General features: G+C 68.9%; 21 protein-coding genes. All 21 read right to left on the bottom strand.

What is annotated here, in order from left to right:
* Nucleotides 1-152: 152 nt before the first annotated feature.
* Nucleotides 153-2,588, bottom strand: a complete 2,436-nt coding sequence (locus K336_RS14685) for a class III lanthionine synthetase LanKC N-terminal domain-containing protein (protein ID WP_043150361.1) — start codon at nucleotides 2,586-2,588, stop codon at nucleotides 153-155.
* Nucleotides 2,589-2,655: 67 nt separating this feature from the next.
* Nucleotides 2,656-3,825, bottom strand: a complete 1,170-nt coding sequence (locus tag K336_RS0105430; protein ID WP_028706489.1) for a hypothetical protein — start codon at nucleotides 3,823-3,825, stop codon at nucleotides 2,656-2,658.
* A gap of 5 nt (nucleotides 3,826-3,830) precedes the next feature.
* Nucleotides 3,831-4,466 carry a hypothetical protein gene (locus K336_RS14690; protein WP_021796373.1) on the bottom strand — a complete coding sequence of 212 codons (636 nt, stop codon included), beginning with the start codon at nucleotides 4,464-4,466 and terminating at the stop codon, nucleotides 3,831-3,833.
* A complete protein-coding gene (locus tag K336_RS14695) occupies nucleotides 4,463-6,064 on the bottom strand; it encodes a beta-ketoacyl synthase N-terminal-like domain-containing protein (RefSeq protein ID WP_233418729.1) in 1,602 nt (533 codons plus the stop codon). Before K336_RS14695 ends, K336_RS14690 begins: the two co-directional genes overlap by 4 nt.
* A complete protein-coding gene (locus tag K336_RS19690; protein WP_233418724.1) occupies nucleotides 5,991-6,764 on the bottom strand; it encodes a beta-ketoacyl synthase N-terminal-like domain-containing protein in 774 nt (257 codons plus the stop codon). The genes K336_RS14695 and K336_RS19690 overlap by 74 nt, the downstream gene beginning before the upstream one ends.
* Before the next feature lie 5 nt (nucleotides 6,765-6,769).
* On the bottom strand, nucleotides 6,770-7,783 hold the full coding sequence (locus K336_RS0105445) for an aminomethyltransferase family protein (RefSeq protein WP_028706490.1): 1,014 nt from the start codon (nucleotides 7,781-7,783) through the stop codon (nucleotides 6,770-6,772).
* A 104-nt stretch (nucleotides 7,784-7,887) separates the two neighbouring features.
* Complete coding sequence (locus tag K336_RS14700; RefSeq protein WP_081660612.1) at nucleotides 7,888-9,960, bottom strand: GNAT family N-acetyltransferase; 2,073 nt, start codon at nucleotides 9,958-9,960, stop codon at nucleotides 7,888-7,890.
* A gap of 43 nt (nucleotides 9,961-10,003) precedes the next feature.
* Complete coding sequence (gene fabZ, locus K336_RS0105455; RefSeq protein WP_233418725.1) at nucleotides 10,004-10,531, bottom strand: 3-hydroxyacyl-ACP dehydratase FabZ; 528 nt, start codon at nucleotides 10,529-10,531, stop codon at nucleotides 10,004-10,006.
* Nucleotides 10,528-10,824 (bottom strand): acyl carrier protein, encoded by a 297-nt coding sequence (locus K336_RS0105460; protein WP_028706492.1) that lies wholly within the window; start codon nucleotides 10,822-10,824, stop codon nucleotides 10,528-10,530. The genes fabZ and K336_RS0105460 overlap by 4 nt, the downstream gene beginning before the upstream one ends.
* A 79-nt stretch (nucleotides 10,825-10,903) precedes the next feature.
* On the bottom strand, nucleotides 10,904-11,665 hold the full coding sequence (locus K336_RS0105465) for an SDR family oxidoreductase (protein WP_043150363.1): 762 nt from the start codon (nucleotides 11,663-11,665) through the stop codon (nucleotides 10,904-10,906).
* Nucleotides 11,665-12,693, bottom strand: coding sequence for a 2,3-diaminopropionate biosynthesis protein SbnB (gene sbnB / locus K336_RS0105470; protein WP_021796409.1), 1,029 nt, complete (start codon nucleotides 12,691-12,693; stop codon nucleotides 11,665-11,667). The genes K336_RS0105465 and sbnB overlap by 1 nt, the downstream gene beginning before the upstream one ends.
* Nucleotides 12,690-13,778 carry a 2,3-diaminopropionate biosynthesis protein SbnA gene (sbnA, locus tag K336_RS14705; RefSeq protein WP_081660613.1) on the bottom strand — a complete coding sequence of 363 codons (1,089 nt, stop codon included), beginning with the start codon at nucleotides 13,776-13,778 and terminating at the stop codon, nucleotides 12,690-12,692. Before sbnA ends, sbnB begins: the two co-directional genes overlap by 4 nt.
* Nucleotides 13,775-16,141 (bottom strand): lantibiotic dehydratase, encoded by a 2,367-nt coding sequence (locus K336_RS14710; protein ID WP_021796379.1) that lies wholly within the window; start codon nucleotides 16,139-16,141, stop codon nucleotides 13,775-13,777. The genes sbnA and K336_RS14710 overlap by 4 nt, the downstream gene beginning before the upstream one ends.
* The gene (locus K336_RS0105485; protein WP_021796378.1) at nucleotides 16,138-17,313 is read right to left on the bottom strand and encodes an aminotransferase-like domain-containing protein; all 1,176 of its coding nucleotides are present in this window, start codon (nucleotides 17,311-17,313) and stop codon (nucleotides 16,138-16,140) included. Before K336_RS0105485 ends, K336_RS14710 begins: the two co-directional genes overlap by 4 nt.
* Nucleotides 17,314-17,323: 10 nt before the next feature.
* The gene (locus tag K336_RS18955) at nucleotides 17,324-17,563 is read right to left on the bottom strand and encodes an acyl carrier protein (RefSeq protein WP_021796388.1); all 240 of its coding nucleotides are present in this window, start codon (nucleotides 17,561-17,563) and stop codon (nucleotides 17,324-17,326) included.
* A gap of 31 nt (nucleotides 17,564-17,594) precedes the next feature.
* The gene (locus tag K336_RS14720) at nucleotides 17,595-19,067 is read right to left on the bottom strand and encodes a class I adenylate-forming enzyme family protein (protein WP_155945001.1); all 1,473 of its coding nucleotides are present in this window, start codon (nucleotides 19,065-19,067) and stop codon (nucleotides 17,595-17,597) included.
* A complete protein-coding gene (locus tag K336_RS14725; protein WP_021796381.1) occupies nucleotides 19,064-19,954 on the bottom strand; it encodes an ACP S-malonyltransferase in 891 nt (296 codons plus the stop codon). The genes K336_RS14720 and K336_RS14725 overlap by 4 nt, the downstream gene beginning before the upstream one ends.
* A 37-nt stretch (nucleotides 19,955-19,991) precedes the next feature.
* Complete coding sequence (locus tag K336_RS14730; RefSeq protein ID WP_043120194.1) at nucleotides 19,992-20,717, bottom strand: ABC transporter permease; 726 nt, start codon at nucleotides 20,715-20,717, stop codon at nucleotides 19,992-19,994.
* Nucleotides 20,718-20,837: 120 nt separating this feature from the next.
* Entirely contained in the window at nucleotides 20,838-21,773 is a 936-nt protein-coding gene (locus K336_RS0105510) for an ABC transporter ATP-binding protein (RefSeq protein ID WP_051245442.1), read from the bottom strand.
* Between the two features lie 553 nt (nucleotides 21,774-22,326).
* Entirely contained in the window at nucleotides 22,327-23,124 is a 798-nt protein-coding gene (locus tag K336_RS0105515) for a PIG-L family deacetylase (protein ID WP_021796376.1), read from the bottom strand.
* A gap of 75 nt (nucleotides 23,125-23,199) precedes the next feature.
* Nucleotides 23,200-24,429: a glycosyltransferase gene (locus tag K336_RS0105525; protein WP_233418726.1), complete on the bottom strand. Its 1,230-nt coding sequence runs from the start codon at nucleotides 24,427-24,429 to the stop codon at nucleotides 23,200-23,202.
* Between the last annotated feature and the right edge of the window lie 168 nt (nucleotides 24,430-24,597).

Here is a 24,597-nt window from a genome sequence, read left to right on the forward strand (position 1 = left end):
GATCAGCTCGTCCTCCTGGGTGGCAAGAGCATGAAGATCGGTGAGGTTCATAGCATTGTCCGTTCATGTAGTGGTTTCCGTTGTGATTCCATTCTCTTCGGCGCGAAGGCTCCGAACCAGTCACCATGATCACCGACTCGGGATGATGAGTGTCATGCCAGTGCCAACGCATCGCTCACCACGGCCCATGGGTCGGGGGCCAGTGCCAGCGCCACGCCAGCGCTTCCTGAGGCGAGGTCAAGTCCGGCTCGGGCACCCGCCCGGCCGAGGACGACCGTGCGGGGCGCCCCGCTTCCGTCCGTGACCCGAGTGCATCCCCAGCGCAGCCGCCGAGCGTGTTCTGCCGACACCCGGTCACCAGGGGCCAGAGCTCTCAACGCCATAAGAAGACCGGCCCGGCCCCGTATCAGGCCTGCTTCGAGCACGTGAGGGCTGCGGCAGCTCGCCCCGGCCGCGGCGATGAGAGAGAGCACGGCATCGTCGTCGCCAAATGAGCCGGGAGGCAGCATCCGGGCGAGGAGGGCCGCCGCGAGCCCCCCATGACCGAGGTACGGCATGCGTCTGCTGCCGCTGACCGCAGTGAGAACCCGTCCGTCCATGGACAGCCGTCCCCTCTCGAGTCGGAGCGCAGCCGCCGCCTGTCCAACTGACGGGCCATCGCTCCTCAATGGGAGCAGAGCCAGACCCACCCCCGCCCAGCCGTGGAGAAGACCGGCCCGTCCCGGCATCCCGCTCTCAAGAGCCTCGCACGTCAGTCGCCGCTGCTGCCCGGCCATGCGGGTGAAGTCGGCGCGTTCGAGGGCCGCGCCCGCCTTGTCGAGCACGGCGGCGATCCCGGCCGTCCCGTTGGCCCACCAGGGGCAATCGGCGTCGGGCAGTCCGCGCGCGATGCAGCGTTCGAGGAGTTGCTCCGCCTCGTCCGGGCGCCCCATCCTGAGCAGGGCCCAGGCCATCCCCTCAGCCCCATCGGCCACGCCCCGGGGAAGCACCTGAAGGGCGCGGATCTGCTCGCACAGGATGTCCAGGAGCGGTTGGTCCACCGTTTCGCCCAGCAGGTGAAGCGAGAGCAGCACGCCGGCGCTGCCGTGGAGCAGTCCCAGCCCCGCACCGGGACGTTGGAACTGGACGGGATCGCCGGGGAAGAGACGCTCGGGTCGGGACGGGTCGGCGAAAGCCTTGATCCCCTCGACCAGCTCCTCGACCCGCAGCGGTTCGGTTCTCGTCGACGTCGGCAGTGGCGCGCCATCGCCGCGCAGCTCCTGCGAACCGACGCGCAGCATCTCGGTCTGCACCGGTCCGGACTGGTCCGCCGAGATGAGCGCGGGCACCTCGAGAACCGCCATGATCCTGCGCCGGGCCGATTCGTCCGCATGGTCGTCAGGTGCATCACGGGCCCGGGAGAACTGGGGATGGTGGAGTCCGGCCGAGGGGCCCGCGCCGTCAATCGTGCACGACTCGAAGTCGATCGCGACCAGACCGTCCGGCCCATCCATGAGATTGCCGGGGTGGAGGTCACCGTGGACGATCCCCATCCGGTTCATCGTGGCGACCAGTTCGTCCAGTCTTCCGCTCACGCCGTCCAGCCACTCCAGGTATCCCGTCCGGTCGGCATTCGGAACGGCCGATGGATGCCTCGTCTTCAGCACCGTGGCGAGCGAGGCGCCCGGCACGAGGCCCATGACCAGGAACTCACTGCTGCCGACCCGGAGATGGTCGAGGGGCTCGGGTGCGACGCCGGTGCCGGCGAGCCTGCGCAGGGCCTTCCACTCGTGCCGCAGTCTGATGCCCGCGGGTTGCTCCTCGAGGTCGAGGCCGCAGTGGTCGCGGGCCTCCTTGAGCACGACCCGTCGTCCGTGCCACTGGGCCGAGTAGACGCCCCCTGCGTTGGAGCGGTGGAGCAGGCGGACCTGCGAGATCTCCAGATGCTCGTCCTCCGGGCTCGTGGCCTCCACGCGGGCCATGAGGGCCGCTGGCAGGCCGGGCGCCGAGTGCTGCTCGATGCCGCGCCGGTCCTCGACCACTGCGCCGTCGACCCTCACGCCAGGACGCGGCGTACCGGCGGTGTCGAGCAGCCATTCGGCCTGGAACGCCCCGTGGCGGAGGCTCACCGGCGACCCGGCCAGGTGCGGCTCGCCTTGGACCGGTGGGTGCGGCAGACACGGCAGCTCATCGGCGAGCCGCAGGGCCAGGGCCTCGAGTCGCCCAGCGGCCGGGTAGCACGTGAAGACCTTCCCCGACTGGACAGGATCGGCGTACTTGAGCTGGCTCGCCAGGACGAGTTCTCGCGTGCGGAGCATCTTGTGGGCGACGCCCTGCTCGCGACAGATCCGGGCGGCGGCCCCGACGACGGCGGCGGCATCCCGTGGCAGGGCCGAGACATGGATCTTCCACCCCTGTCGCGGCAGCGGCTCGGCTGGGGCGAGCGGCGCCCAGGTCGACCAGGGGCCGGCATCACGACCGACCCATCCGGGGATGGGACCCTCCGGCCGGATGGGGGTCCGCAGGAAGGGCGATCCGGGGGCCCACGCCACCTCGAAGAAGGGGCTGCGCCACAGCATGTAGGGCGAGACCCGGTCCATTTCCGTCATGAGAAGGAGTTTAGATACTCGTGCCGGGTCGGTTCAGCGTATCAGCATGCGGTCCCGGCCCTGCCCCTCACGCCGCCGCCTCTCCGTCCTGAACGGCGTCGACGATCGTCTGCAAGAAGCCCGTGGCCCGCTGCCGGCTGTCGCTGCTGCGGTGGCCCAGGGTCAGGGAGGTCCGTCCGTTCACCGAGAAGGAACTGATGAACATCGCCGCGTACGGGACGAGCATCGGCAGGGTGAAGACCGCCTCGGGCCGCCACTCGGGCAGGGCGTACCGATGATCGGCGTCGATCCGGCCGTGGTCGGAGACGATGGCGGTGCACGGGAAGAGCCCGTCCCGGCCGGCCGAGCGGGCCTGCTCGAGGGAACGGGCCATCGGGTTGGATGCGACGAACCGGGCCATGATGGCCCGCAGCTCGTCCCCGTTCGCCATGGCCCGCAGGATCCTCCCCTGCACCTCCCGCCAGCCTCTCCCGGGGCGGGCCTCCATGTAGAGGGGGGCGCTCAGGTTGGCGGTGGAATCGATGGTGGGGTCGTGCCGGCGCAGGTCGACGGGGACCAGGACGCGCGCGCCGGGGCACACGTCCCCCAGCCGGCTGATGATCCTGGCCGTCATGAAGGGGAAGTCGCCGTCCAGCCGGACGTGGGACCACCGGGGAAGATCCGCGTCATCCCGCCCGGCGCCCAGCGGTGAGGGCTGAGGCGAGCCGGGGCTCGCCCACGGGGCATCGGGGGCCGGGCGCCGTCGTGCCTTGGAGAGGAAGTACTGGTCGGTGACGGTCGACGTGGAGCCGGCCGGCTCCTCCCCGCGCAGGGCCCGGAAGAGATCATCCGTCCAGCGTTCGATGCCGCGTCCGTCGGCCACGGCGTGGCTGACCCGGATGACGAGCCGGTCCACGTGGCCGTCGCTGATGAGTCCGACACTCGCCACCGGACCGTGGACGAGATCGAGAGGGGTGTGAAGGAAGGGATGATCGGTCCACTCCTCACCGGCCCCTGTCGTATGCACCTCGAGGGCGGGCGGCTCGCCCGTACCGAGCCAGAGCTTCCCCTTCCTCGCGACGGACAGGCCGGGGTTGGCCCGGCTCGTCACGACGATGGCACGTTCCAATTCCTGAGGGTCGAGCCGCCCGCGACCCTCGATGACGAAGCTGATGATGGGATTGTCCCCCTGGGTCGCGGCATTCAGGTAACCGCGTTCGATCGATGTGATGCGGCGCGAGTACTGCGCGGCGGTCATGTTCTTCATCCCTTCGGTTGGATGCGGGTACGAACGGGCGATGCGAGGCGCCCCCCGCGAGAGGAGCGGGAGACCCACCACCGGATCGTTGCAGGCCGGGTGGCCGCGACGGCGATGGCTCCCGCCCCACTGCAGTCGCTGCTCCACAGCCATGTCGAGTCGTCGAGTCGTCGCCATCCGGGCCGCCAACGGGGCAGCCTCACCTGCGAGAAGGTCTCCTTCGTGAGCCGGGTCGCCTTGATGATGGCCTCGGACTCGGCGAACTGCCGAATGCTCGCAGGCGCACCATCGGGCTCATGGACGAGCCCGCCCAGCCATGCGAGAGCCCCCGGCCGGTTCCGGTGATCCTGGACATCCACGCCGATGGGGCCCCCGGCGCACAGGGCGGTGAGACTCCACGCACCGCAGTGGGACAGGGACCCGTTCAGTCCATCGTCCCAGCGCCACCGCTTGTGCTCATCGCGAGCGGGGACGTCGTGACGCCCGGCCAGCAGGCGGGCCGCCTGCGTCAGCAGATGACGCCCGCCCGGGGGGATCCTCTCCCCGCGGGGCCCTCGAGGCAGGCCTTCGTGGCGGATGAGCAGGCACTCGATCGTCGGGGCGCAGCGCAGGGGGTCATGGGTCGTCGCGGTGCCGCTCATGCGCACTCCACCACCATCGAGGCGAAGGCACCGCCGTCCGAGCAGGATGAGAGCATGATCAGGTCGTCCTTCCTCCGCTCCTCGTCGACGAGCGCGTTCAACAGCCCCAGACCGGCGGCCGAACCGGCCGAATTCCCTATGAGCATTTGCGGAGCGAGGGTGCGGGTGCCGCTCAGGCCCACCCTCCGAGCCGCCTTCTTCTCGAGGGCGTCATGGGCGGGGTCGCCGCATCGCGCCGAGACGAAGGTGGCGATGTCCTCGGAGTCGGCTCCAGCGCGTTGGAGCGCCGTGCTCAGGCAATCCGCCCAGGACCTTTCGGCCGAGTCCTCCCCGCAGGGCTCCTCAGCCGTCCCCGTGGCGGCACTGGACATGATCCGGGCCAGCGGGGCCGCATCGCGTTCTCGGGCGCTCCGACGGGACTCGAGCATGATCGCCACCGCGCCATCGGCGAGGACCGCTCCGCACTGCTCGCCGACCCGTCTGAAACCACCCCGGAGGACGGCCGAGGAGATGGCGAGATCGGGGAATTCATCCGCGACGACGACGACGATGCGTTCTGCGCCGCCTCGAGCGATCACGTGCCTGGCCAGGGTCAGCGCCATGATGGAGCTGACGCCCGCTCCCGCCAGAGTGGCCGTGTACCCGCGCAGCCGATGAAGCATCGCCAGGTGCCCCGTGGCGGCATTGACGACGGTGTTCGGGAAGACGAGCGGGTCCGCGCCCCTCATGCCCTCCTTCACGACTCCCTCGTGGAAGCTGAGCAGAGCGCTCAGGGGGCCGTAGCCGGTGGCGAAGACGATGCCCGTTCCGGCCGATTCGGCCCGTGTGGGTCTGCCGTACCTGGAGTACATGTCCGTCAGTGCCGCATTGGCCAGCAGGCTCAGCGGATCCATGCGGCGGGCGCGGGCCGGGTTGACCCCGCGCCTGAGCCTGGTCAGGTCCGAACGAGCGAACGGTACTGCTCCCCCGATACCGCCAGGGAGGTTCTCGAGCTCCTCGAACTCGCCTCCGTCCGCGAACGCGGCGATCAGCTCCTCGGTCGTGGCGGCCTTCCCGCAGACCCCCGCGATGCCGGTGATCATCACATCGCTCCGGTGCGCTCCGGAGGCGGGGGAGGGCTTCCCGCGGGGGCCGGTGACGACCAAGGAGGCGTTGTTGCCGCCGAAGGCGAAGGAGTTCGACAGGACCACGTCGACCGGGCCGCTTCGCGCCTGGTCGGGAACGATGTCCAGACCGGATGGGCTCGTGATCCCGCGGGTGTTGATCGTCGGGGGAATCGTTCCTGTCCTGATGGCCAGTACCGCGCAGACCGCCTCCACGGCCCCGGCCGCGCCGAGGGTGTGGCCGAGTGCCGACTTCGTGGAACTCGTCACCGGAGCCGTCTCGCCGAAGAGACGGGAGATCGCCTTGGGCTCGACGGCGTCGTTCGTCGGGGTTCCCGTTCCATGCAGATTGACGTAGCTCACATCGGCGGGTTCACAGCCGGCGCACGCCAGGGCGTCCGCCATCGACTGGAAGGCGCCCTCACCACGCGGATCGGGCGCCGTCTGGTGGTAGCCGTCGCAGCTGGTCCCGTAGCCGCCGATCTCCGCGAGGATCTCGGCCCCTGCGCTCGGCCGTCTCCCGCCGTTCCAGCACGAGGAAACCGGCGCCTTCACCGAGGGTCAGTCCGGTCGAGGCGGACATGGGGCTGCAGGGCTCTGCGTCCAAGGCGCCCAGGCATGAGAACCCGTAGCTGGACAGGCTGGCCAGCGGGTCGACCCCGCCGCACACGACCCGGTCCACCTCACCGCTCCACAGGAGTTCCGCCGCGTAGCCGATGGCGATCGCGCCGGCGGCGCACGCATTGGAGGTGACCGCGCGGGGGCCCGTGACACCGAATCGTGTCGCGATGAAGTCGGCAACGGAGTGGATCTGGGAGTCGAGGGCCGTGACGGCGTCGACCGTGTCGTTGAGAACGGCTTCACGGTGCGCGGCTTGCAGTGATTCCATGGCTCCCAGGCTCGAGCCCACGACCAGAGCGGTCCGCGGCCCGGGAAGATCCGACGGGGTCAGACCCGCCTGGGCGAGAGCCTGCGCGACACCCCTCTCCGCCAGCGAGTAGCAGCGGTCGATACGTCCGGTCCGTTCCGTGGTCACCTGGCCCGCCCAGTCGCTGAGCAGTTCGGAGGTGTCGAAAAGACTGTTCCTGACGATTCCGGTCCGCCCCGCGCGCAACGAGGACCAGCTCTCCCGGGTGGTGCCGCCTGCCGCGGTGACCAGGCTGACACCGGTCACCATGACGCTGTTCCCGCTCATCACGGTCACGCCATCCTCTCGACGGAGGAGCGGGCCAGGACTCGGGGCAGAGCGACGGTTCGGATGGTCGTGCCGTCCTCACCCTCCAGGCTCAGCTCGATGCCCGGGACCCAGAAGGGGGCCTCGACGATCGCGAAGCCGAGTTCCTCATCGGGATTGGCCGAGGGCGTCACGTAGATCACCTCACCGATCCGCTGCCCGTCGGCGAGGACCGGGGCCGACGGCTCGATCGTGGAACCTGCGGCCGCGATGAAGGGGACGAGCCGACGCTGCTCGCGGGTGGGAGCGGTCAACGCATCCGAGCCCCGGAACTCCCCGACGCGGTTCCAGTCGATGAGCCAGGACAGATCCATCTCGGTGAGATCGCGGCCCCTGACGCCGAAGGCGTAGTGCGGGGTTCCCGCCTCGGCCTCGACCCGCGCCAGGGCCGCATCGCCGATCACGGCCCCGCCGAGGGCACGGGCCTTCTCGGCGATGGTCAGTTCCGCGATGCCGGCGGCGTCCGTGACGACCAGGTAGCCGTACTCCCCCGAGGTGGACACGCGGGCCATGATGGCCGACGTCCCCCTGTCCGCCCCGGGGATGGTGATCTCGGTGATGCCGTGCAGGACCAGACCGGAGATGTCGTAGTCGATGAAGTCCCCGGCGACCTTCCACGCGCCGGCCCCCTCGAAGGCGATGGCCCTCCACCCGGAAGGGGCCACGTCCACCGTGACGCCGTCGGGAACATCCATGCTCCCCAGGTAGTCGACCAGTTCCTCTGCGCCGACCGCGCTACGGGGGACCAGCCAGGAGACCTCGTCCAGTTCCAGGTGCAGCAGGATCGCGAACGGTCGGCCGTCATCCCCCAGGGCGAGGCACTCGCGGGCGGTGTCAGGATCGACGAAATCACTGGACCTCGACAGGAAGCCGTCGAGGAACTCCAACCGGTCATCGCCCGTGAGCCGCACAAGCGGCGCGCCGAGGGTGTGGACCGCAATGCTGTTGCGGATGATCTGGTAATCGGTCTGTGCAGTCATGCTTCCTTCTCCTCTTCGTGACGTCGATCCCTGTGGTCCGGGTCGACGAGCTGTGTCTGTTGGTCGTTGTTCTCCTGGTCGTCGGCGGATTCCGTCTCGTCGGATCAGGCCGCCGTCCCGACCCGGGTCATCCGGGTCAGAGGCGCCCCGGTGGCGCGCACTCGCCACACCATCGGGTCCTCCTCCAGGCCCGCGCGGCTCGTGCACCCAACGAGGAGGCCCGATGGCGTCGAGCGAACGAGGATCTCGGGGACGAGTTCCTCGTGACCGGGAGCCGGAGCGATGCTGAGCCAGATGCCCTGGTCCAGCTCGATGAGCGTCGACGGCGTCCACCGCTGCCAGACGCCACTGCTCGGGGTGCTCCACGGACCGCGGAGCCCCGGGAACACGACGCGGGTTCCCGGTCCGGTCATGGGGGTGAGCCACAGGACGTCCTCGCCGTCGGTCTCCACGCTCGTGACGGAGAACTCGTGGCGGCCGACAACGAGACTGTCGTTGATGGTGAACAGATTGCGGCGGTCGTCGCTGATGAGACTTCCCGTCTGAGTGGTGCTCCAGGTCTGGCGCGACAGGCCCCATCCCATGCCGTGCTCGCGGCGGTGGCGTTCCGGTTCATGCGTTGCCCACACGCCCGCTCTCCAGTAGGGGTTGCAGGCGAATCCACGGATCCTCGGGAAGGGCGTGCGGACGAGCCGGCGTCCGTTGATGCGCCAGTCGGCCACTCCTGCGGCACTCTCGCGAATACGCAGACTCTCCTTCGTCGAGACGACCGGATCGGCGACGAGGCCGCCGAAGGTGAGGGCGCCGGGACGGCTGCGCGCCGGTGGATGCACCACGGTGACGATCCGGGCAGCACCGGACTCGTCGGTCGTGAAGCGGCGATCCAGGAGCGTCGAGTGGATCATCGACGTGCGCCGGCCCGTGGTCTCCACGACCTTCTCCCCCTGTTCCCCGTACCACGTGGCGGGGAAGGACGGGTCGAGTTCGACCGATGCCGCCACCACCTCGGTGCAGTCGCGCACGGCCAACCCGGCGCCCACCGGCGCGCAGGTGAGGCTGGGGCCGCGGACCGGTACCGCGTCGAACCAGCCGGTGCGCAGTCCGACCGACTCGAACATGCGCAACTCGGAGTTCGGTTCAGCGACGAAATCCTGAATCAGCGCATCATCCTCCACCCGCGCCGTGCACGATATCGAGGTCTCCAACTCGGTGATCCGGACGCCGGAGGAGATCCGCTCCATCCTGAAGGCGCGTGAATCGGACTCACGCCATCCCGCCGCGCGGAAGCCGGGTCGCCCCGGCCAGGTGACGGACACGAGCGGACCGTAGTGGTCGGGGTGGCCGACGTCGACGGTGCCGTCGACGGGATCGACGGTGAGGGTGAGATCACCGCACCGGGCGACCATGGCCGGGACGTCCGGTTCGGGGATTGCCTGCGGATTGTCCAGCTCGAGTCGTCGAACGCTCCCGTCCGGCCCGATGAGAGTGGCCTCCACGACGACGGCCGCGTGGGCGTCGACGAGAGCATTCAGTTTCATCCCGCCCAGCGCAAGATGGTACTGCAGGGCCAGTCGCCCGTCGTGGAGGAAGGCATCGGAGGCCAAGTGGTCGTCGAGACGCTCGGAGATGCTGCCGAACGAACGCAGCTCCCCGAGCCGCTCACGGTCGGCGTCGCTGAGGTCCCCGACGACGGCGCGCATGATGAGCGGTATGTAGTTGTAGAGCTGGACGTTCCCGTCCTCGCCCGGAGAACCATAGCCCAAGCTCATGCAGCCCACTCGTCGGTAGAGCCGGAATGCGGTGCTGTTGGCGGGGTTGACGGTCAGACGCAGGACGCGTCTCCCCGAGCGGAACAGGCCTTCCACCGCTTCGGTGAACAGAAGACCCGAGGCCACGGAGCGCCGGTATCCCGGCGCGACGAAGAACATGTCGGCGAAGCCCTCGTGCTCGGCGACGGATCGCCGACCGTTGCTGCGGAAAACGCCGAAGGTTCCGATGACCTGTTCTCCGTCGACCGCGACGAGGAACGACTCCACGCCCCTCTCCCGGATCTCAAGAGCGAGCTGGTCGCCGGTGATTCCCCCTTCCACTGGGTTGGGACTGTCCTTGTGCGCATTGAACAGTCGTGCAATGGATTCTGCGTCGGCCTGCTCGAAGGGCCGTACGGAGATGGACATGGTGGATCCGTTTCGTGATGATGGGTTGCGGGCGTGAATTCTTTCAGGCTCTTTCGCTGACGATCAACTCACCGCTCGCAACGGCTGCGCGGCCGACGGCGGCGCTGACCCTGACGGTCCTGAGTCCGCCGAGTCTGGTGCCCATCCTGGCCTTCAGGGTGAGAACGTCACCGGGTACGACCAGACGGCTGAACTTCATGCTCCTGATGGCGCCCAGGTAGCCGACCCGGCTGCTCTGATCCTCGCCGGACCCGTCAACTGCGTTCTCGAGATGCTCGGAGACGTAGATGACGGCTACCAGCTGGGCCATGGCCTCGACGATCAGGACACCGGGCATGATGGGCTCGTCCGGGTAATGCCCTGCGAAGTACGGCTCGTTGACCGAGACCGCCTTGATCCCGTACCCGCAGACGCCGGGTTCGACATCGTAGGCGCGGTCGAGCAGGAGCATGGGGGCGCGATGGGGCAGCATCTTCCTGATCCGGTCCGCCGCATAGTCGTGCAGGACGCTCTCCCCGTGTCCGGTGCTCGACGTCGGCAGCGGGCGGGTGATGACGGACGTGGACATCATCGGACCTCGTTCGCCTCGATGTGATCAGCCATCGCATTGATCGAGCCGAACGCCTTCGCGTCGTCGTCGTTGATGCTCACCCCGAACTCGTTGTTGACCATGACGACGACTTCGAGGGTGTCCAGCGAGTCCATCTCGAGACCCCGGCCGAACAGCGGCTGGTTGTCCGAGACGACTTCGGGGGTGGTGTCCAGGCCGAGCCTGTTGATGATCTGCTCCTTGAGCCTGAAATTCTTGGCCATGCGGGCCTCGGCCTGCTGACGGACGCCCGAGGGCCTGACGGTGGTGGACATGATGTCTCCTCTTTCTTCTTCTGGTGATGGATTCTCCGGAACAGTGCCCGGTTCGTGACGTGACCGGGATCCGGACATGTCAGCCGTTGATCATCCCGCCGTCGATCGTCAGCACCTTGCCGGTGACGTAGGAGGCCAGCGGACTGGCCAGGAAGACGATGGCGTTGGCGACCTCCTCAGGCTGACCGAGTCGCCCCAGGGGGATCAGCCGCTCGGCCTGTTCCACGACCCTCCTGGGCGTCCTCCGGACCATGTCCGTGGCGATGAACCCTGGAGCCACGCAGTTGACCCGGATACCGCGACCGGCCGTCTCCTGGCAGACGCTCTTCGCCATGGCGATGATCCCGCCCTTGCTGGCCGCGTAGTTCGCCTGCCCGGGACGTCCCGCCACGCCACTCGTCGAGCTCGTGAGGACGATCGACCCTCCGGCCGAGTACATGGCCCTCACGGTCTCCCGGAGGCAGCAGAACGTTCCGGTCAGGTTGGTGCCGATGGCCTGGTCCCACTTGGCGAGACTCATGCCCGCCGCATGTCCGTCGGCGGTGACGCCGGAGTTGAGGACCGCGGTGTCGAGTCGGCCGAACTGCTCGCGGATCGTCCGGAACAGCGCGATGACCTGCGTCTCATCGGTGACGTCCGCGCGAACGGTCAGGCACTCACGACCGAGTTCCCGAACGCGCACCGCCGTCTTCTCCGCCTTGTCCGCCTTGGCGCGGTAGGCGACGACGACACGACATCCGGCCTGCGCCAGGGCGAGTGCCGCCGCCGCACCGATCCCGCGGGAACCGCCGGTGACGAGGGCGACCGCTCCGTCGGGGAAAACGCCTGTGAGGCCTCTCATCATCCGCTCCTCCGAGAATCGCTGAACTGTTGACGGCCTGGGTCGAAGCCGCCGATCTCCGATCCGAGGCCATTGATGTCGGCGAAATCGAGGACCTGTCCTGCAACGGCCAGATCGAGGATCCCCAGACCGAAGGGAGAGAAGATGATCGGTTTCCCGTTCCGCGGCAGTTCCCTCGCATCGCTCAGCAGCTCCCCGATGGTCGCCGAGATGAAGGCGCTCCCCCCTGACTCCTCGGCAGCGCGCTCGATGCTCGTTCCCGCCCGGCAGACATGCTCGACGTCATCCACGACGTTGGTCGCCGCCAATATCGAGGCGGTGCTCAGATCGCGCAAGGACAGGTGCAGGATCACTTGGTCCTCGCCCGCCGAGTCGTTGTCCAGATCGAGCCAGTACGTCGAGTCGGTCGTCGCGATCGACACCGTGTCGGACCCCTGCAGGACGTCCTGCGCGCTCTGGCGCACCTCGACGTCGAGAAATGGATGGGCGACCAGCGCAGACCTCGCGAAGCGCGTGGCCCGTTCAGGAGCGACGTCCTGGACGCGGATGGCCCGAAGATCGGAGTGAAGCGCGACGAGGAAGTCGAGCACCCTGCGGTTGATCGTCCCGGAACCGATGAATCCGGCTGTGAGAACGGGTTTCATGCCATGCAGGGTCTGACTCGCCAGCGCTGCGCTGGCGGCGGTCCTCGTGGCGGAGATCTGGCTGGCCTCGAGGACCGCGACCGGGTAACCGGTCCTGGGGTCGTTCAGCACCATCACCGAGGATGCGCGCTGCAATCCTCGCTCGGTGTTCCCGGGGAAGGACGAGATCCACTTGATCCCCATGACATCCTGCTGGCCGTGCAGATGTGCGGGCAGGGCGATGATCCGGTCGTCCTGGTGCCCCAGCGGTCGGAGGAAGCAGGAGAAGGGCAGCGCCGTCTGACCCAGGCAATGGGCCATGTACGCGTCCTGAACTGCTCGGACCGGTGAGAAGGCGCCACTGCGCAGGGCGATCGCGACGTCATCGTGGTTGAGGATTCTCATGCTGCTGCCTCCTCGTGGTCGGTGAGATGGATGGGCGGGTAGGAGCAGCTCGGCCCCGCCCATCGGGATGGTTCGGGCAACGGACCTATGTGCTGACGGACCCAGCTCCGGTCGTAGATGGTGTCGAGATAGCGCTCCCCGCCGTCCGGCAGGATCAGCGCGCACCGGGCCGATTCAGGCAGCCGCGGCGCGAAACGCAGTGCAGCGGTCAGGACGGCCCCGGAGGAACCGCCGACCAGCAGGGATTCCTTGCGAAGCATTTCGTGGCAGCCGACCACGCAGTCCGCATCGTCGACCCGCACGAGCCAGTCGGCCGAGTCGTTGCTCATCAGGGGTGGTCTCAGCGCAGCGCCGTGCCCTGGGATGACACGTGCGGCGCGCTGGGGCGGTTCTCCGAAAATGCGACTGGCGCACGAGTCGACCGCGATGACCGTCACGTCCTGACGGCCCGCTCGGCGCAGGCCCTCGGCGCATCCCCGCAGGGTACCGCAGGAACCCGTTGCGAGGAACAGGTGCGTCAGGCCGGGGATGGCGGTGAGGATCTCCTCCATCGTCCGGTGGTGGGCCCGCGCGTTGGCAGGATTCGCGTACTGGTTCGACCACCAGGAATCCGGCAGGCCCGCGATGAGTTCGTTGACCCGTCGGATGCGGACCGGCAGGTACTCCCCGGTCGCCTCGTCCGGACGATCGATGACCTCGACATCGGCGCCGTAGGCTCTCATGAGGGCGAGGTTCATCGAGGTGATCTTCGGATCGGTGACGCAGCGGAAGGAAACGCCGTGGAAATTGCAGATCTGAGCCATGGCGATCCCGAGATTGCCCGAACTCGACTCGACCACCGTGGTGCGCCCGGGAACGATCCGTCCGGACCCGAGGGCGTCGGTGAGCATGGACAGAGCGGTGCGGTCCTTGATGCTGCCGCCCGGGTTGAGCTTCTCCATCTTGCCGAAGAAGCGTGGGCCCGGCGGGGGGAAGAGGCGCTCCAGACTCACCATCGGAGTGTCACCAATCAGGCGCAGCGCATGGGGAACCGGCCCACCGGTCGACTCGTTCGGGGGATCCGCCACGGGGGTGCGGATGGTCATGACTCCTCCTTCACTGGGATTGCGGATGGGTTCACGGGGCCTCGCGTCATCTGGAAGCGGAGCTCGCTCACGTAGTGCTGGCCGGAGTCGTCGCACAGCCAGTTGTCCTCGGGAAGCGGCAGGCACTCGGATATCACGGCAGTGGCACCGAGCTCCTTCGCCCTGCGTGCCATGCGCACGAGATTCGCCGTGAGAACAGGGCTGGTGAAATCCACGTGGATCGGTTTCGTCTCGTGCGAGAACTTGGCGAACACGCGCGTGGGCAGACCGTTCGAGGTGCGCCATTCCTGGACCCGCACGAAATCCATGGCGGGGTCCCCGCGGCCGGGCGGGATGAGCTCCTCCGGGGTTGGGGTCCACGCCTCCCGGAACAGGACCAGGTCGTCGATGGACAGTCTGGGCGTGTGCTCACCCGGCAGACCGATCTTGAACGCGTCCGCGCACAGGATCGAGAGGGGAACGCCCCAGATCTCCCGCAGGGTGAGGACCCGACCGGAAGGCATGGTACCGACGATTCCCGCCGGCGTGTCCGTCAGGAGGATGCGCGAGGCCGGGACGACCCTTTCGGGATCGGCCGCGACGGCATTGGTGAACCCGATGCCGGTCTCGCCGGTTCCGATGCGCGCCGGCTTGACCCGGCCGGTGTTGCGCCGCCAACCGCTGGGGAACAGGGGCACGGTTCGGCTGGTGCCCAGGGCCCGGTTGATCGTGTCCCTGACGACCGGAGTCACAGCGGTTCCGGCGCTGCTCTCGACGGCCGGCATCTCCAGGGTCGCCAGACAGGCATGCAGCTCGCCCAGAACGACCTGGTAGTCACCGGCCTCGACGTTCTCGGCCGAGCGGGCGACGATCTGCAGATCGGGGCTGTGCACCGACATCGCGGGGACCGGCGCCTCCGTCCGGGGGAAGCACTCGTGGACCGCCCCACGAATGCGACGGCTCTCGAGGCGGATCCGAGTCGCACTCGCGCCGGGCTCGCCGAGGATGCCCGCCCAACGGCGGGACAGCTCCTCCTCGACGGTCCTGAGAGGGTTGTCCTCGGTCTCGCCCCACAGCAGCTCGAGGGAATGGTCCCAGACGTCGGCGACCGTTCCCGCTCCACCGCCCGTCGAGACGATGAACTCAGTCATCGACCTCTCGAAGGCGAGGCAGAGCCTCTCGCCGAACCACTCGGCGGAACGCAGGACCAGGTCCAGTGGCTCGGCAATGCGGGTCAGCAGAGATTCGCCGACGGACGCCGCGCAGGGCCTCGTCGCGTCCATGTAGACCGTGGTGCGGGCCGCGTAGGCCTTTCCCTCGGAACGATACGAGGGCCCGTGTGCGATGGATTCGTAATACTCGTCGAACTCCGTCAGTCGCTCGCGGAGTTCCCGATGGTCGGCGGCGTTCCCCAGCTCTTGGAGCCGGGCCATGATGCCGTCGAGGACACCGCTGAAGCGGCGACGCAGTCCTTCGTCACCGATGCGCTCCACGCGCTTCATCAGGAGAGGGAGCGCCGCCGGACTGACCGGGATGGCGGCGTCCCATGTGAGGAACCTCCTGTGGACGTACTTCACCAGGGTCTTCTCCACCCGGGCCCTGCTCCACGCGGAGGCGTCGGGGCCACCGGCGAGCTCGGCAAGGATGTCGGATCCATTCCGCGATCCATCGACGAGACGCAGGACGCGCATGTCCTGAGCGGGTACGTGCGGATTCACGTGGCCCGGGCGGACGAGCTCGCCGAGCTCCTCGTCGAGGCCCTGATCCGGTCGTACTCGTGGCGGGAACCACCAGCGACCCCCCGATTCGGAGAACACGGTTCCGAGGCGTTGCACGGCCCATGCCTCCATGCAGACCCACAGGTCCTCGACGGATTCAGCCGACGGGGTGAACCCGAGCGCCACGCCCGGAGTACCGACGGGGATCCACGCGAAGGGGCCGAAGAAGCCGATCGTCTCCGCCTTGCTGCAGTAACGCTGCCAGTAGAGAGCCGCGGCCTCCTCCCTCCGGCGCCGTCGCGAGGACAGCCGCTCGGCCTCCGTGGACAGCTCGTGCATTCCATGGGAGAGGACGTTCCGGTTCTGCCAGGTCAAGGCGGACAGGAAATCCTCCCGGCGGAGGAGACCTGTGATCCTGGTGGACAGACGGAGCCGCTCCCCGGCGAACGCATCACGGTACTCGGTCTCGTCGATGATGCCGTCCATGTACCGCTGAGCGGCCGTGCAGAGCTCGGGACACGAGAGGAGGTCGAGTCCTTCGACCGGGAAGCCGGCGCTCCGCAGGACACCCGCACCGAACGCCCTCCAATCGGAGTCCCCGACCGGAACGAGATCCTTGATCCTGGAAATCGTTCTGCGATTCCTCGTGATCGTCGGGGTCGTCATGCCGCGCCCTCCTGAACGGTCCCTGCCCCGGAGATGACCGCGCAGAGGCGATCGGCGGCGACGTGCAGTTCGCTCTCGCTCGCGCCGCTGAACGACAGCCGCAGGCCGGCCCTGGCCGCTCCGGTACCGCCGAACCGCGCTCCGGGGACGAGAGCGATCCCGGCCCGCCGCGCCGCCTCAGCGAGTCCGGAGGCGTCGACTCCGGTCGCGTCGGTGAGCCAGAGGTAGAAGCCCCCGTCAGGTTCGCGCCAGCTCCAACGATCGCGGTCGAGCCCGGAGGCGACCAGCGCCTCCGACAGGGTCATGGCCTTCCCCGCGTAGATCTCGCGGAACCGTGCAATGGCACGGTCCCAGCCGCATCTGCGGTGATGGCCGGCGATGATCGCCTGCGCGATCGGCGAGGGCGACAGGGTCGCCGTCTCGACCGCGCCACGGATCCTCTCGTGGTACTGGGCGGCCGGATCGATCCAGCCGCACCGCAGGCCGGGAACGAAGACCTTCGAGAAGGTCCCCAGATAGGTGACGCCGGCGGGGCTCATGGATTTCAGTGCGGGTAGCTCACGGCCCGTGAATGAGAGCATCCCGTAGGGATTGTCCTCGATCACGTGCACGTCGAGCGCCTCGCAGGCCTCGAGGAGCCTCTGCCGCCGGCCCGTGCCCTGGGTGCGCCCGGTCGGGTTGTGGAAGGTTGGCACCGTGTACAGCACGTCGAGCCGGCCCCCAGACGCTCGAACACGCGTGACGGTCTCGACGAGGGCCTCTGGGACGAGGCCCTCCTCATCCATGGGCACTGGGGCGACGCGGGCTCCGCACCAGGCGAAAGCGCTGAGGGCACCGGGGTAGGTGAGCTCTTCTGTCGCGATGTACTCCCCGTCGGCCACGAGCGCCCGGCACACGGCGACCAGGCCGAGTTGACTGCCGCTGGTGGGGACGAGGTTCGAGGCGAGGGGGTGCATCGATTCCCGGCCGGCCAGGTCCTCGATCGCCTCGACGAGGTCGCTCGGCGTCTCCATGGTCGAGTACTGGAGGATGGTGGGCCCGCCCAGGCGGATCTGGCGGCCGACCTGCTCCGAGAGTCCCCTCATCTCGATGGGGCTCAGATCGGGCACCCCGCCGGCCAGCGAGATGCCTCCGGACGGCACGTCGAAGAGGTGCGCTGCTCCTGCGGTCATGGCGATGCGCTCATTCCGCATGAGTCGTGACCGCGCTCTCGGCGTAGGCATGCATCTCCGCCGGGGTCCGGGGCAGCCCATCGGCGAACGACGCGGGGTCGATCTCGATGGAGTAGCTGTCCTCGACAGCCACGAGGACGTTCAGGAGACCGAGCGAGTCGAGTCCCTGGGCCGTGAAACTGGTCTGGGGGTCATCGAGCTCGACTCGCGCTGCGGTCGAGATGACTGCGGTGAATTCTTCGATGGTCATGTTCTGCTCCTTGTTCCGGTTGAGGCGACGCTCAGGAGACGGTGCCGAGGCAGAGGTTCTCCAGCTGACGTCGATCGGGTTTCGCGTTGTGCGTGAGGGGGATGGAGTCCATGCGGATGATCCGGTCGGGGGCCCTCGCCTGATCGAGGAACTCCTCGAGAGTGATGCCGAGGGAGTCGGGATCGGCCGGACCCGTGAAGCAGAGGGTGAGGCTCTCGGAGGGCCCGGACGGGTGGAGGGCGACGGCAGCATCCACCCCTTCGACCCGCTCGGCCGCGGATTCGATCTCGTTGAGCGAGATTCGAATGCCATGGCGTTTGACGATGTCGTCGTTGCGGCCCATGAAGAACAACCTGCCGGTGTCGTCCAGGCGACCTCGATCGCCGGTGTGCAACTCGACCGATCCGTCCGGAGCCCGGCGATAGCGGTCCTGAGCCTCCATGGGGACACCCCAGTAGCCACTCATCACGGTGCGGCCGCGGACGACGATCTCACCGGGATGACCCGTCCCGACCGGTTCGCCGTTCTCGTCGAGGATGAGGATCTCGTCCCCCGGGATGGCTCGTCCCACGGATTCGGGATGAGCCCGCCATTCGTTGGTGGGCAGGATCGAAATCCTCTTGCACTCGGTCATGCCGTACATGGAGGCGTACTGCACCCGGGGGAAACGCTCCAGGAACTCCTCCATGAGCGCGGGCGCCATCCGGGCGCCGGTGTTCGTCACGAGGCGCAGCACCGTGCCGACAGGACGGTGCCGGTGCAGGGCGATGAGCATGCGGGCCAGCGATGGAACCAGCGGAACGACCGTGACGCCCCGCTCCACGATGATGCGCAGCAGGCGAACGTCCTCGGCGGCACTGACGATGACGACCTCGGCCCCGCAGTCAGCGGCGAGAAGGAGCTGGTAGAGGCCGTAGTCGAAGGCGAGCGGAAGACGACAGGCGATGACGTCGTCGCTGCGGTAGCCGAGACAGGAACCGATCGACTCGACTGCTGCACGCACCTGACGATGGGGGCAGACGACCCCTTTGGGATTCCCGGTCGTGCCCGAGGTGTAGATCAGCAGGGCCGGAGCGTTCTCCGAGGTCGTTGCACGACGGGGGCGGGGCGTGGCACTGACGCGAGGAAGATCGGCGAGGTCGATGACCCGTCGGCCTCCGGCGAGGGGGGCACCGGCCGGACCGTCGGCGACGACGACTCGCGCATCGCAGTCGTTGACGACGTGGTCGACCTGCATTCTCGTGAGACCCGGGTGCAGCGGGACGAACACGGCACCGAGTTCCAGCACCGCCCACATGAGGACGACGGTTCGGACGCACGGCCCGGCGAGAGCGACGACGCGGTCACCAGGGCGGACACCGAGATCGGTGAGCTCATCGGCCGTTGCGGCGACCCTCGCCCCCAGTTCCGACCAGCGGAGCCGTTCCGTGCGATCGCTCACGGCGGGCCTGTCGGGGCGGTTCCTCACGGAGTTCCAGAGGAGTTCTTGGACGACCATGATCATGCCTTCCGGGTGAGATCTCGAGGGGTGGTGACGCACATGACCGATGACGAGGGGAGCCGACGGCGGGCCAGGCCGCTCAGCGTCCTGCCGGGAGGAGCGGCCACGATCATCCCCGGGTCGAGCGACTCGATCGTGTCCATGCACAGGTCCCAGCGCACGGGAGCGGTGATCTGACGCACCAGACGATCGCGGAGCTCGTCCCCGTCACGGATGACTCGACCATCCAGGTTCTGGATGATCGGAATGGGGGCTGCACGGAAGGGGACTTCGTCTGCCGCCAGGCCGAAGGCCTCGAGTGCGGGCCTCATGAACGGGGTGTGGAAGGCTCCCGCCACCGCCAGACGCTTCACCGCGCAGCCCTCCGGAGGTGCACTGGTCAGTCGTTCGATGGCTTTCAGCGATCCGGCCGCAACCACCTGCCCCGTGCCATTGCGATTGGCCACGGATGCACCGGCCGCCCCGATGGCATCGGCGACGACCGCGGGGTCGCCCCCCAGGACGGCCGCCATCGTCGTCTCCGCCGCCCTGCAGGCCTCGGCCATGGCCAACCCGCGGAGACGGGCCAACCGCACGGCCTCGCCCGGCTCCAGCACACCGGCCATCGCCGCGGCAGACAGTTCGCCGACGGAGTGACCGGCCACCGCGATGCTCCGGCCGGTCACCTCGGTCATGATGAGAAGGGCTTGGGCGACGAGCAGCGGTTGGGCATTCTCCGTGCGGGAGATCTCGGCCATCGAGCCCTCCGTGCCGAGCGCTGCCAGATCGATCCCCGCCCGGAGGGACCACTCGCGCAACCGTGCGGAGGCGGCCGGCTCCCTGATCCAGGGCGTCAGCATTCGGGGCCGTTGGGCCCCCTGCCCTGGGCAGATGACGATCGCGGTGGTCATTTCCATCCTTCCTCCCCCGTGGTTCGTGCAGGACCGCTCACGCGCGGCCCGAACTCTTCGTGTAGGCGCGTGCGGCGAGCAGCACGAACAGGACGAACCAGCCGCCGACGTCGAGGAGCACGAAGGTCAACGAGGAGTGGACACCGGACAGGGAGCAGCCATCGGTGAGGGCACGACGAGCGATGTCGGACACCCCGAACATCGGAGTCCAGCGGCCGACTTGGAGCACCCTGCCCGACAGGGGGAGGAAGAGGTTGCCGATGAAGGCGAGTGCAGTCGTCGTGAGACCGGGGATCGACGTGACGATCTCGGCGCGCAGGGTCAACCCGATACCGAGCCCGAATGCGGCGAAGACCGCTGAACCGCCCCATGCGGTGAGCAGACCGAGAATCCAGACCCGCAGATTCCCCTCGGCGCCGGTCCCCCAGCCGAGAAGACCGACGACAACGACGGGCAGCACGGCCGAGAGCATGGCGGAAGCCACTTTGGACAGGACATATCCGACCGATGAGATCGGCATGAGACGCATGGTGCGCATCCAGCCCGAAGACTTCTCAATGGCGATTCCCACTGCGGTCGACGTGGAGGCCGTGGCCGATCCGTACACCGCAATGCCGATCATCATCCACATGGCGAAATTTCCGTGCGGGGGAGCGGTGTGCGAGCTGCCGGTCCGGTGGAGCGCGAGATAGAGGACTGCGGGAAGCGCCACATTGATGAGCAGGGCCTGCCTGTTGAAGGGCCGCTTCAACTCGTGGCCCAAGTAGGTGAGGCTGAGGCCACCGGCCGGCCTCGCGGAGACGGGGGCGAATGTCTTGACAGCCCGGGCCGGAGCGTGATCGGCGAGAACAGGTGCAGTGGTGAGCAGGGACATGATGGTCTCTCAGTTCTTGCGGGTGAGGGTGAGGAAGGCGTCCTCGAGGCTCTGCGGGAGAACTTCGATGTCGGTGGCTCCGACTCGTACGAGATCGCCCACGAGGGCGTCGGAGTCGGTGCTGTGCAGATAGGTGCGGCCCGCGGACCGTTTGACGATGCTGACCCCCGGGTCATCGAGGACCGTCCGCGCGGCGTCAGCCGGCAGGACGCAGGAGGCGATGCGGCCCGAACTCGCGGCTCGGATGTTGTCCGCCGTGTCATCGGCGATGATCCGACCGTCCTGGATGAGGATGACCCGGTCCGCGAACTGGTCCGCCTCCTCGATGTAGTGGGTGGCGAAGACAACCGTGCGGCCACGGTCCGCGTCCTCGTGGACGCGCTCCCAGAAGGTCCTCCGGGCCTCCACGTCCATGGCGGCGGTGGGTTCGTCGAGGATCATCAGCTCAGGATTCGGGATGAGGGCCATCCCGAAGCGGACGCGCTGGATCTCCCCGCCCGAGCACGTGGAGATCTTCCGGTCCGCCAGCTCGTTGATGTTGGCCCGCGCCATGCACCTGTCGACCTCGGCTTCGCGGAACAGGCCTCCGACCATGTGCATCAGGTCGCGCACGGTGAGGTCCGGGAGCATGCCTCCGGACTGCATGACGGCGGAGACCAGTCCTGCATGGGCGGCAGTGATCGGGTCGAGTCCGAAGATGCGTGCGCTTCCGGAATCCGGCCCGAGCAGTCCCAGGGCCAGGTCGATCGTCGTGGATTTTCCAGCGCCGTTGGGGCCGAGAAAGGCGACGACCTCGCCCCGGTCGATGGTGAACGAGACGTCATCGACGGCGGTGATGGTTCCTCCGCTCGGGGCCCGGAACGTCTTCGTGAGGGATTCGAGACGGATCGCTGCATTCGGATCATGCTCACGAGATGTCAACGGGTCATTCAGGTACTGGGCCATGAGGATCCTTTCAGTGCGCCGAGGAGCGGGTAATCCTTGTTCCGCCATCGATCCTGTGACGCCGGGAACCGTTCTGGCGAGGGAACATGGGAGGCTCATGAGAAGTCGGGGCACCTGTGTGCCGGTCGATGTGACAGATGTCATGACAGCCCGCCACGCACGCTTGTTCAGCGGAACGGCGCGGCAAGTCCACCGGGCCCTCCCGGATCACTGCGCGGAAGGATCCACCAGCCGTCATGCATGGGCGGGTCCCGGTCGGAGGAGAGATCGATGAAGTCGCAGCAGACGAACCGCTCGGGCGCGCCGCGAGGGGCCGGACGTTCTCCGGATCGTTGTCGGTTTCGCGGACGGCACGCGCTCAGCCCCGATCGGGCGGGCTGCGCGCCGAATCCGTCAGCGTCGGCGGGGAAGACGCGGACCCGCCCGTTGGGATGGCCGCCGTCCTCCGCCCCGCGAGTCGGTGCGGAGGCTGTCGCCGTGCGTGAATCGATCCCGCCGGTCCCGCCCCGAACGCATCCTCGTCACGACGAACGCCCCCGGTCCGCCCCAGCCCTCACAGCAGGCCGATCCTCCGCGGGATCGCCTGGCGCTGGCCGCCGACGTGGCGGATGCACCGCTCGGCGCCGGAGCCGACGACGGTGAGCTGCGTGCGGAAGCGGCGCAGCGCCGCGACGACCCGGGCCTCGAGCGCCGGGTCGTCGACGTCGAGCCAGGCGGCCGCGGCGGCGTCGCCGGCGGCCGGGTTGTCCTCCTGCGAGAGCACCTGGACGAAGGGCAGGCCGGCGCGCTCGCACGTCAGGGCGACGATCTCGTGGCAGCGCACATGGTCGGGATGACCGTAGCCGCCGCCGTCGTCGTAGCTCACGAGCGCGTCGTAGCCGCGGCCCTCCAGCCCTGCGAGCAGGTCGGCGGCCTCCTGCTCCAGCGGCGCCCTCGTGAGGGCGCGCGCGCCGGCGCCGGCGGCGGGCCCGGCCAGCGTCGGCGTCACCCAGCGCATCCCCGAGTCCTCGTAGCGGCACTCGGGCAGCCCGGCGGCGCGCCACGGTGCGGAGCCGAGGAACCACCGCTCGGCGATGCCCAGCTCGGCGCAGGCGGCGTCGAGCTCGCCCTCGCGCACGGCGACGAGCCCGTCGGGCGAGGTGCCGGCGGGCAGGACGCCGTCCACGACCTCGCCGCGCTCACCGCGCGTGCAGGTGACGAGGTCGACGCGGCCTCCCCGGCTCGTCACCCGGGCGGCGAGCGGGCCGGTCGAGAGGGTGTCGTCGTCGGGGTGGGCGTGGACGAGCAGCACGCGCAGGCCCGCGGGGTCGCCGATGAGTCGCTCGATCACGGCGGTGTTGTCGATGGGCACGGTGCTGCTCCTCTTCTCCCGGACGGTCAGCGGGGCCGGCCCCGTCCGCCGGGCGCCCCGCCGGGGGACGACCGGTCAGCCGGTCGCGCGGCGGTAGGCGGCGAGCAGTCCCGCCGCGGTGCGGTCCCAGCTGCGCTCGCGCGCGAAGTCGCGGGCGGCCCGCACCATGCGCTCGCGCAGCGCCTCGTCGTTGCGGACCGACTGGGCGGCCGCGGCCCACTCGGCCGGGTCGCGGCCCTCGAGCAGGATCCCGGTGACGCCGTCGCGGACCGCCTCGGGGATGCCGCCGACGCGGCCGGCGATGACCGGGGCGCCGCTGGCCTCGGCCTCGAGGCAGACGAGCGAGAAGGTCTCCGAGTAGCTCGGGTTGATGAGCGCGCAGGCGCCCCGCAGCATGCAGGCCAGCTCGTCGCGGTTCTGCGAGCCGAGGAAGACGACGTGCTCGTCGAGGCCCAGCTCGTGCACGAGCCGGTGCAGCCGCCCCTCGTAGTCGGTGAAGTCCTGCGAGGCCTCGCCGGCGACGATCAGGTGCGGGCGGTCGTACTCGGGGATCTCGGCCATCATGCGGATGGCCAGGTCGGGGCCCTTGAGCGGTTGGAGGCGCGAGGCGAACAGGTAGTAGCAGCCGCCCGTGGCGCCCCAGGCCCAGTGCCGCTCGCCGGGCTGCAGGGGGTGGAAGCGGTCGGCGTCGACGCCGGGGTGCACCGGCACGATGGGCGTCGACAGCGGCCCGTAGCGCTCAATGATGGTCCGCCTCTCGGCCTCGGAGACCGAGACGATGAGGTCGGAGCCCTCGGCGACGAGCGCCTCGCCGCCGGGCCGGCCCGGCGACTCGGGCGGCTCGCCGTCCGACAGGGAGTGCGTGCCGGGCGGGGCCGACACCGAGTGGAAGCTCTGGACGTGCGGGACACCCCAGCGCCGCGCCAGCGGCAGGGCCGCGACCCCGCTGAACCAGTGGTGCGAGTGGACGAGCCCGTAGTCGTGGTCGAGCCGTCCCATCGCCTCGCGGAAGGGCTCGATGAGCGCCTCGGCCCTGCTCTTGGCGACGACCCGGGCCGGGCCGGCGTCGAGGTTGATGAGCCGCACGCCGGGCGCGATCTCGGCCCGGTCGGGCGCGTCGGGGTCGTCGCGCCGGGTGATGAGGTCGACCTCGTGGCCGGCCCGGGCCAGCGCCATGGCGGAGTTCAGCTCGACGACGTTCATGCCGCCGGCGTCGGCCGTGCCGGGGGACGCGACGGGCGAGGTGTGCAACGAGACGAAGGCGATGCGCGCCAGCTCAACCATCGAGTCCACCTCCGTCGTCACGGCAAGTGTTCCACAGATGGCCGGGCGAAAGAATCGCATCCGGGGATCGCCCCTGGTCGGGGGGCGCCGCCGTCGGGGGCCCCTCAGGGGACGCCCGACGGGGTCCGCAGGGGGCCCGCCCGGGTCGTCGACGCCCCGTCATCGGGGAGCGCCTCGGGGTCGACCGAC

The organism is Propionibacterium acidifaciens DSM 21887 (assembly GCF_000426605.1).
GTDB lineage: Bacteria > Actinomycetota > Actinomycetes > Propionibacteriales > Propionibacteriaceae > Propionibacterium > Propionibacterium acidifaciens.

What these genes read in the sequence shown, in the direction of transcription:
- fabZ (WP_233418725.1), bottom strand. Translation starts at nt 10,531, where the DNA reads ATGATGTCCACGTCCGTCATCACCCGCCCGCTGCCGACGTCGAGCACC.
- K336_RS0105445 (WP_028706490.1), bottom strand. Translation starts at nt 7,783, where the DNA reads ATGACTGCACAGACCGATTACCAGATCATCCGCAACAGCATTGCGGTC.
- K336_RS14725 (WP_021796381.1), bottom strand. Translation starts at nt 19,954, where the DNA reads ATGACCACCGCGATCGTCATCTGCCCAGGGCAGGGGGCCCAACGGCCC.
- K336_RS0105465 (WP_043150363.1), bottom strand. Translation starts at nt 11,665, where the DNA reads ATGAGAGGCCTCACAGGCGTTTTCCCCGACGGAGCGGTCGCCCTCGTC.
- K336_RS14690 (WP_021796373.1), bottom strand. Translation starts at nt 4,466, where the DNA reads ATGAGCGGCACCGCGACGACCCATGACCCCCTGCGCTGCGCCCCGACG.
- K336_RS14720 (WP_155945001.1), bottom strand. Translation starts at nt 19,067, where the DNA reads ATGATCATGGTCGTCCAAGAACTCCTCTGGAACTCCGTGAGGAACCGC.
- K336_RS18955 (WP_021796388.1), bottom strand. Translation starts at nt 17,563, where the DNA reads ATGACCATCGAAGAATTCACCGCAGTCATCTCGACCGCAGCGCGAGTC.
- K336_RS0105430 (WP_028706489.1), bottom strand. Translation starts at nt 3,825, where the DNA reads ATGACCGCCGCGCAGTACTCGCGCCGCATCACATCGATCGAACGCGGT.
- K336_RS0105485 (WP_021796378.1), bottom strand. Translation starts at nt 17,313, where the DNA reads ATGACCGCAGGAGCAGCGCACCTCTTCGACGTGCCGTCCGGAGGCATC.
- K336_RS14700 (WP_081660612.1), bottom strand. Translation starts at nt 9,960, where the DNA reads ATGTCCATCTCCGTACGGCCCTTCGAGCAGGCCGACGCAGAATCCATT.
- K336_RS0105510 (WP_051245442.1), bottom strand. Translation starts at nt 21,773, where the DNA reads ATGGCCCAGTACCTGAATGACCCGTTGACATCTCGTGAGCATGATCCG.
- K336_RS19690 (WP_233418724.1), bottom strand. Translation starts at nt 6,764, where the DNA reads ATGAGCGGGAACAGCGTCATGGTGACCGGTGTCAGCCTGGTCACCGCG.
- sbnA (WP_081660613.1), bottom strand. Translation starts at nt 13,778, where the DNA reads ATGACCATCCGCACCCCCGTGGCGGATCCCCCGAACGAGTCGACCGGT.
- K336_RS14685 (WP_043150361.1), bottom strand. Translation starts at nt 2,588, where the DNA reads ATGACGGAAATGGACCGGGTCTCGCCCTACATGCTGTGGCGCAGCCCC.
- K336_RS14710 (WP_021796379.1), bottom strand. Translation starts at nt 16,141, where the DNA reads ATGACGACCCCGACGATCACGAGGAATCGCAGAACGATTTCCAGGATC.
- K336_RS0105460 (WP_028706492.1), bottom strand. Translation starts at nt 10,824, where the DNA reads ATGTCCACCACCGTCAGGCCCTCGGGCGTCCGTCAGCAGGCCGAGGCC.
- sbnB (WP_021796409.1), bottom strand. Translation starts at nt 12,693, where the DNA reads ATGAGAATCCTCAACCACGATGACGTCGCGATCGCCCTGCGCAGTGGC.